The organism is Anaerolineae bacterium (assembly GCA_014360855.1).
Taxonomy (GTDB): domain Bacteria; phylum Chloroflexota; class Anaerolineae; order JACIWP01; family JACIWP01; genus JACIWP01.
The window spans coordinates 1-7,542 of sequence record JACIWP010000157.1; the positions used below are offsets into that span (position 1 = coordinate 1).

General features: G+C 65.6%; 7 protein-coding genes. 3 read left to right on the forward strand and 4 right to left on the reverse strand.

The window, feature by feature from the left end; genetic code table 11:
• Positions 1 to 451 (forward strand): hypothetical protein (locus tag H5T60_09380; protein ID MBC7242642.1); only part of this gene is annotated, 451 nt, incomplete at its 5' end.
• A gap of 101 nt (positions 452 to 552) precedes the next feature.
• On the opposite strand, the gene H5T60_09385 is transcribed toward H5T60_09380, so the two are convergent.
• Genes H5T60_09385 through ablA form a run of 4 tightly spaced genes read right to left on the reverse strand, consistent with a single transcriptional unit; the run spans position 553 to position 4,610 of the window.
• Positions 553 to 918 (reverse strand): GNAT family N-acetyltransferase, encoded by a 366-nt coding sequence (locus tag H5T60_09385; GenBank protein ID MBC7242643.1) that lies wholly within the window; start codon positions 916 to 918, stop codon positions 553 to 555.
• Positions 919 to 943: 25 nt separating this feature from the next.
• Positions 944 to 2,101, reverse strand: coding sequence for an ATP-grasp domain-containing protein (locus H5T60_09390; GenBank protein MBC7242644.1), 1,158 nt, complete (start codon positions 2,099 to 2,101; stop codon positions 944 to 946).
• A gap of 31 nt (positions 2,102 to 2,132) precedes the next feature.
• Entirely contained in the window at positions 2,133 to 3,245 is a 1,113-nt protein-coding gene (locus H5T60_09395; protein ID MBC7242645.1) for a hypothetical protein, read from the reverse strand.
• 9 nt (positions 3,246 to 3,254) lie between these two features.
• Complete coding sequence (gene ablA, locus H5T60_09400; GenBank protein MBC7242646.1) at positions 3,255 to 4,610, reverse strand: lysine 2,3-aminomutase; 1,356 nt, start codon at positions 4,608 to 4,610, stop codon at positions 3,255 to 3,257.
• Positions 4,611 to 4,949: 339 nt separating this feature from the next.
• Here ablA and carA point away from each other — a divergent pair, with 339 nt between their 5' ends.
• The gene (gene carA, locus H5T60_09405) at positions 4,950 to 6,083 is read left to right on the forward strand and encodes a glutamine-hydrolyzing carbamoyl-phosphate synthase small subunit (GenBank protein MBC7242647.1); all 1,134 of its coding nucleotides are present in this window, start codon (positions 4,950 to 4,952) and stop codon (positions 6,081 to 6,083) included.
• A 12-nt stretch (positions 6,084 to 6,095) separates the two neighbouring features.
• Positions 6,096 to 7,542, forward strand: a 1,447-nt coding sequence (gene carB, locus H5T60_09410) for a carbamoyl-phosphate synthase large subunit (protein MBC7242648.1), incomplete at its 3' end; no start/stop codon positions are given.

Sequence of the window (7,542 nt, forward strand, 5' to 3'; positions counted from 1 at the left end):
CGCGGACGCCCGCGCCGACGCCCTGGCAGACCTGGCGCCTCTCCTCCCGCCCGACCTCCGCACCCAGGCCCTCCAGGAGGCCCTGGCCGCCGCCCGCCAGATCGAGGACGAGGACGCCCGCGCCGACGCCCTGGCAGACCTGGCGCCTCTCCTCCCGCCCGACCTCCGCACCCAGGCCCTCCAGGAGACCCTGGCCGCCGCCCGCCAGATCGAGGACGAGGACGACCGCGCCCGCGCCCTGGCAGACCTGGCATCCGGCCTGGCCGGCCTGCCGCGCGCCGAACTGTACGCCCTCTGGCGCGAGACCCTGCGGGTATTGGCGGCGCGCCGGCGGCGTAGCCTGCTGAGCGACCTGGGCGCCCTGAAAGAGGTCATCCTGGCATTGGGTACGGAAAAAGCCCTGGAGGAAACCGCCCGCGCCATCCTCGACGTGGGCCGCTGGTGGCCGTAACAGCAGTTGACAGTCACCTCGGAGGTATCAGGTGACAGTCACCTTGAAGGTGACTGTCACCTGCCTGTCACCTGGGGGATGGTGACTGCCCCCACTGCATGTTACATATACACTACCTCGATCTCCTCCATCGGCTTGCGGCGGTTCTCCCGCAGGCGCTTGGAGAAGATCAGCAGGTCATCCCCATCCTGATAGAAGTCGTGCACCACTGCCTCGACCTGATAGCCGCAGTGGGTGTATAGGGCACGCGCTGGGGAAAAGAGCGGGGAGCTGGAGGTCTCAATCAGGACCTTGCGCCCCCCTTTGCCGGCGATCTCCTCCTCGGCCTCGTGCAGGAGCTGGCTCCCAATGCCCCGCTGATGCGCCTCCGGGGAGACCGCGATCCAGTACACATCGTACGTCCCTTCGGTCAACGAATGGGGGCCAAAGCAAATGTAGCCCAGAACCACACTGCCCTCGCGGTACACGCGAAAGGAATAGCCACTGCGCTCCTCACCCTCGTTCAGGTACTGAGACCAGAGCTCCTGGACGCACTGGACCTCCCCGGCGGTAAAGACGCCGGCCTGCTGGGTGATGCGTAATATACTTGGACCGTCGACATCTGTCGCTGGCTCGACCATACAAGTGCCTCTCTTGCAGGGCAATATCAACGATATGTTCCACCATATCGGCGTAGGACATACCGGCCTGGGCGGCGGCGCGGAAGAAGCCGGCGTCCGGCGCGATATCCGGATTGCAGTTCACCTCAATCACATAGGGCATGCCCTCTGGCGAAACCCGCATATCCACCCGGGCATATCCCTGACAGCCGATGATCTCCCACACGGCCACGGCGATGGAGGAGATGGCACTGCGCAGTTCATCGTCCAGGGAGGAGCAGAAGACCGCCGGCGTGTGCTGATACTCGAACGAGCCCTCCTCCCACTTGGCGGCATAGGAGACGATGCGCTGGCACGGGTCGGCGAAGGCGCTGAAATCGATCTCCGCCAGGGGGAGGAGCTGGGGCGGCTCGCCCCACAGGGCCACATTGAACTCCCGGCCGGCGATGAAGGCCTCCACCAGCGCCGCCTGGCGATAGGTCTCGCGGATGTAGGCCACGCGCCGGCGCACCTCCGCCAGGGAATGGGCCACGGCAGGATATTCCACCCCCACACTGCCGTCCTCCGCCACCGGCTTGACGATGACGGGATAGCCCAACCCCAGATCGGCATCGTCCTGCAGTTCGTCCTCGTGCTGGAAGATGCGCCAGGGAGGGGTCGGTATCCCGTGCTGGGCCAGGAGGGCTTTGGTGCGCCCTTTATGGGTGGTCAGGGCCAGGGTATCGCCGCGCGCGCCGGTGAAGCAGTAGCCCATGGCCTCCAGCGCCCAGGCAACGCGCGCTTCTTCAAAAAGCCGGCCTTCCCCTCCATCCACCAGGTTGAAGACGGCCCACTCGGTGGGCGGATACCAGTGCGCCAGTTCCTCGACCTCGCCGCGCAGTGGCACAATGGTCGCCGTATAACCCTTGGCCCGCAGGGCTTCCTCCACTGCCAGCGCACAGCCCACCATACTGTGCTCGGCCAACAGGTCGCGGGGTTCCCCCTTGACCAGCCGCTGGCTGTCGCGGAAGAGCACCACGACGCCGGCGATCTCCCGAGCCACTTCTGCCATTTCCCCCTCCTATTCCTTTGTCAGTGCGCGCTCAACCAGGCTTGCCCTTGGCCACGGAGCTGTCGCTGGGCAGCCGGCCGGCGGAAGGATGCCCCACCGCAAAGGCCATGCCGTAGCGTTCCAGCGCCAGGTTCAGTATCTCGTTAATCAACGTGGTATAGTCCACCCCGCCGGCGCGCGCCGCAATGACGATGTCACTGTACGTCGGGTTCAGGCCGGGCAGGGTGTTGATCTCCATCAGCATGGGCCGGCCGGCGGCGTCCAGCCGGAAATCCACCCGCGCCACATCCAGGCCGCCCAGCACTTCAAACGCCTGGACGGCCAGCCTCTGCAGTTGCTCCGCCAGCGCGGCATCAATGGGCGCCGGGCAGAGGTAGTTCAGGTCCAGCGCCTTATCGGTCTTCAGGTAACTGCTGTAGGGCGTGCCGGCCTCGGACACAGGGCTGACGTCGATCTCCAGTACCGGGAAGACGTGGAAGCCCTCCGCGTCGTAGAAGCCGGGCCGGCGGCGTTCGCCGCCGCGCAGACGGTTCCCCACCAGCCCGACGGTGAACTCCCGCCCCGGCAGATAGGCCTCCACCAGCGCCGGCTGGCGGTAGCGCGCGATCAGCCAGCGCACCCGCTCGTACAGGGCCGGCCGGTCCCGCACCACCGACCCCTCGTCAATGCCCATGCCGGAACCCTCCTGCACCGGCTTGACGAAGAGGGGAAACTCCAGCTCCGGCGCCAGCGGCTCATCCCCGCGGGCAAAGACCTGGAACGGTGCGGTGGGCAGGCCGGCGTCCCGCCAGACCCGCTTGGCCGCCGCCTTGTTCAAGGAAAGGGCGTGCGCCAGGACCTTGGAGCCGGTGTACGGGATGGCGAGCATTTCGAGGATGGCCGGCACGTGCGACTCGCGCGCATCGCCCCGCAGGCCCTCGGCGATGTTGAAGCAAATGTCCGGCCTGGCGGCGCGCAAGGCATCCCACAGGGATTCGTCCGCCTCCAGCAAGGTGATCCGATGCCCGCCGGCCTCCAGCGCCTCTTTGATGGCGTTGACCGTGACCTCGGTGTCATACTCCGCCAGCGCGTCCGGCGGAGTATCGGGGCTTACCTGGACGTGATGTTTCAGATTGAAGACCAACCCGACATGCAAGGGTTCCATCGGACCGGTTTATCCTTGCTCCAGCACGTGCGGTGCGGAGACGCTGATGGAATGGGCCGGCATCTCGGTTCGCGTGGGGCGCTGATGCGCTTCCCGCCAGCCGGCCGGCTCGATACTGCGCGCCTCGCCGGCCAGCAGGCCCCGCACGCCGGCCTGCGCTCCCTCTTCCCGCCGGGCCTGGCAGTACGGACAGGTGGACGGGTCATGGGAGACGTAGTGGCTCGGCTGTTCGTAGGAACAGATGAAGCCCTCGTAATTGCGCACCACCACCCGCTTCTCCGACATGCTCAACAGGTAGTTGGGCAGGATGGGCACCTTGCCGCCGCCGCCCGGCGCATCAATGACGAAGGTCGGGATGGCATAGCCGGAGGTGTGGCCGCGCAGGGCCTCCATGATCTCGATGCCCTTCTGCACCGGCGTGCGGAAGCGCTCCGTCCCCCGCACCATGTCGCACTGATAGAGATAGTACGGGCGCACGCGGTTGCGCACCAGGCGGTGTACCAAGGCGGTGATGACGTTGGGGCAGTCGTTGATGCCGGCCAGCAGGACGGTCTGGCTTCCCAGCGGGATGCCGGCATCCGCCAGCCGCGCCAGCGCCCGCTCCACCGCCGGCGTGATCTCCTTCGGATGATTGAAATGGATGTTCATCCACAGCGGATGATAGGCGCGCAGTATCTGCACCAGCTCATCGGTCACGCGCTGGGGCAGGAACACCGGCACGCGCGTCCCGATGCGGATCACCTCCACATGCGGGATGGCCCGCAGTCGCGACAGCAGATACTGCAGGACCCGCGGCGCCAACAGAAGCGGATCTCCACCGGAGAGCAGGACATCGCGCACCTGCGGGTGCGCGGCAATATATGCTAACTGCTGTTCATAGACCCGGAAGCCCATCTGCGCATGGGAATCACCCACCAGCCGGCTGCGGGTGCAGAAGCGGCAGTAGCTGGCGCACTGGGTGGTCACCAGCATCAGCACCCGATCCGGATAGCGGTGCACCAGCCCCGGCACCGGCGAATGGGCATCCTCCGCCAGGGAATCCTCATACTCCCATTCCGCCGGCGTGAGCTCCGCCGTCGTCGGGATCACCTGCCGGCGAATGGGACAGTTCGGATCGTTCGGGTCCATCAGACTGGCGAAATAGGGGGTAACAGCGACGCGAAAATGCCCGGGTGCCGCCAGAGCTTCTCTCTCTTCGTCGGTCAGGCGAACAACCCGAGCAAAATCCTCAACGGTGCGCAGGCGGTGGCTTAACTGCCAGCGCCAATCGTTCCACAGTTCAGCAGGAATATGGCTCCATGCACCAGGAGGCTCCTCAGCACTACCGGGAGGCTCTTCCAGTTCTTGAGTTTCCATCAGTTCCATAGGGGGTGTTCTCATCCTCCTTTTCGAGAATTGACCGCCGCCGAAGCGGTTCTCGTGATAAAACACCTTCCAGCGCAGAGGTTATACATCAAAGCCCTAGAATAATCAAAATCCCCTTGGGCAAAATACCATTTTTGCCGGCATTTGCCGGCATCGTGCCGGCATGCTGACCATTGACATTTGACACCCCCGCCCATTTTCATATAATTGTCCGTACAAATGACAGGCTTCCCCGGCAGAGCCGCCACAGAAAGCATCCAGCCTGACCAATCGAAAATCTTTATCGGCCGCCGGCCTGCGCCGGCAGACCTATCCCCGCGCGCCTGGAGGGATGCATACATGACCCAAGCCACCCTGGTACTGGAAGACGGAACGGTCCTGCGCGGCCGCGCCTTCGGCGCGGTCGGCGAGACCGCCGGCGAAATCGTGTTCAGCACCGGCATGACCGGCTATCAGGAGGTGCTGACCGATCCTTCGTACCGCGGCCAGATCGTCGTCATGACCGCGCCGCACATCGGCAATGTCGGCATCAACCGGGAGGATGATGAATCCAGCCGGCCCTGGTTGGCCGGCTTTGTCATCCGCGACCCCAGCCCCATCGTCAGCAACTGGCGCGCCGCCATGTCGCTGGATGACTACCTCCGGCAGAACGGCATTGTGGCCATGGCCGACTGCCCCACCCGCGCCCTGGTGCGCCATATCCGCACCCAGGGCGCCATGCGGGCCGTGCTGTCCTCGATAGATGACGACGCCGGCCGCCTGCTGGAGAAGGCCCGCTCCATCCCCTCCATGAGCGGGCAGGAGCTGGTCAGCCAGGTTACCTGTCGGGAGCCGTACACCTGGGATGAGCCGGCGGACCCCATCTGGTACCCCAGCGGCATCCCCGGCGCGGACGCCGCGCCGACCCTGCACGTGGTGGCCTACGATTTCGGCCTGAAGCACAACATCCTGCGGCTGATGCGGCGCTGTGGCATGCGCATCACGGTCGTGCCGGCGAACACGCCGGCGGAAGAGGTGCTCTCCCTCTCTCCCGACGGCGTCTTCCTCTCCAACGGGCCGGGCGACCCGGCCGCCGTCACCTATGCCATCGCTTCTGTGCGCCAACTGCTGGGCCGCCGGCCCATTTTCGGCATCTGCCTGGGACACCAGATACTGGCGCTGGCGCTGGGCGGCCGCACCTATAAGCTGAAATTCGGCCACCGCGGCATCAATCAGCCGGTGAAAAACCTGCTGACGGGACAGGTGGAAATCACCACACATAACCACGGCTTCGCCGTGGATGCCGACAGCCTGCCCCAGGGCGCCGAAATCACCCACATCAACCTGAACGACGGCTGTGTCGAGGGCCTGCGGCACAAGGCATATGGGGCCTTCAGCGTGCAGTTCCATCCTGAAGCCGGCCCCGGCCCGCACGATGCCGTACACCTCTTCCATCACTTCCGCCAGCTCATGCTGGAACGCCGGCTTTCCTGAGGAGATGCACCCATGCCGAAACGCACCGACATCCGCACCATCCTCATCATCGGCTCCGGCCCCATCGTCATCGGCCAGGCCTGCGAGTTCGATTATTCCGGCGTGCAGGCGTGCAAAGCCCTGCGGGCAGAAGGCTACCGCGTTGTGCTGGTCAACTCCAACCCCGCCACCATCATGACGGACCCGGAATTCGCCGATGTCACATATGTCGAGCCCCTGCACCCGGATATATTGGAGAAAATCATCGCCCGCGAGCGCCCCGATGCCCTGCTCCCCACCGTCGGCGGGCAGACCGGCTTGAACCTCGCTGTCGCGCTGGCGCGCGCCGGCATCCTCGAGCGCTACGGCGTCGAGCTGATCGGCGCCAAGCTGAAAGCTATCGAAACCGCCGAGGACCGCCGGCTTTTCGACACCGCCATGCGGGCCGCCGGCCTCCCCACCCCGCCCAACCGCCTGGTCTCCTCCGTCGAAGAGGCCCTGCAGTTCGCCAGGGAAATCGGCTACCCGCTCCTGGTGCGGCCGTCCTTCACCCTCGGCGGAAGCGGCGCCGGCGTCGCCCACAACGACCAGGAACTGCGCCGCGTCGTGGATCACGGCCTGCGCGAAAGCCCGGTCCATCAGGTGCTGGTCGAGATGTCGCTCCTCGGTTGGAAGGAATACGAGCTAGAGGTAATGCGCGATGCCGCTGACAATTTCGTGGTGGTCTGTTCCATCGAGAACATGGACCCCATGGGTGTGCATACCGGCGACAGCATCACCGTCGCGCCGGCGATGACGCTCACCGATCGCGAGCTTCAGCGCCTGCGCGATATGGCTCGCATCGTCATGTCCGCCGTCGGTGTCGAGACTGGCGGCTCCAACGTGCAGTTCGCCGTGAACCCGCAGGACGGCCGCGTCATGGTCATCGAGATGAACCCGCGCGTCTCGCGCTCCTCTGCCCTGGCGTCCAAGGCTACCGGCTTTCCCATCGCTAAGATCGCCGCGCTGGTCGCCGTCGGCTATACGCTGGACGAGATCCGCAACGACATCACCCGCGAGACGCCGGCCTCCTTCGAGCCATCGCTGGACTACGTCGTGGTCAAGATGCCGCGCTGGGCCTTCGAGAAATTCCCCGGCGTGGACCCCACCCTCGGTCCGCAGATGAAATCGGTGGGCGAAGTGATGGCCATCGGCCGGACCTTCAAAGAGGCACTGCACAAGGCCATCCGCAGTCTGGAGCTGGGCATTGACGGGCTGGAGCCGGCGCAGTACCGGGTCCCTGACCCGCTTGCCGCCTGCCGCACTCCCACCGCCCAGCGGCTGTTCCACGCCGCCCAAGCCCTGCGTCAGGGGGCATCGGCCCAGGAAGTCAGTCAGGCCAGCGGCTATGACCCTTGGTTCGTCCAGCAGATCGCCGAACTGCTGTCACTTGCGGACCGCATCGCCGGCCACACGCTGGAGACGCTCCCGCCGGCGCTCT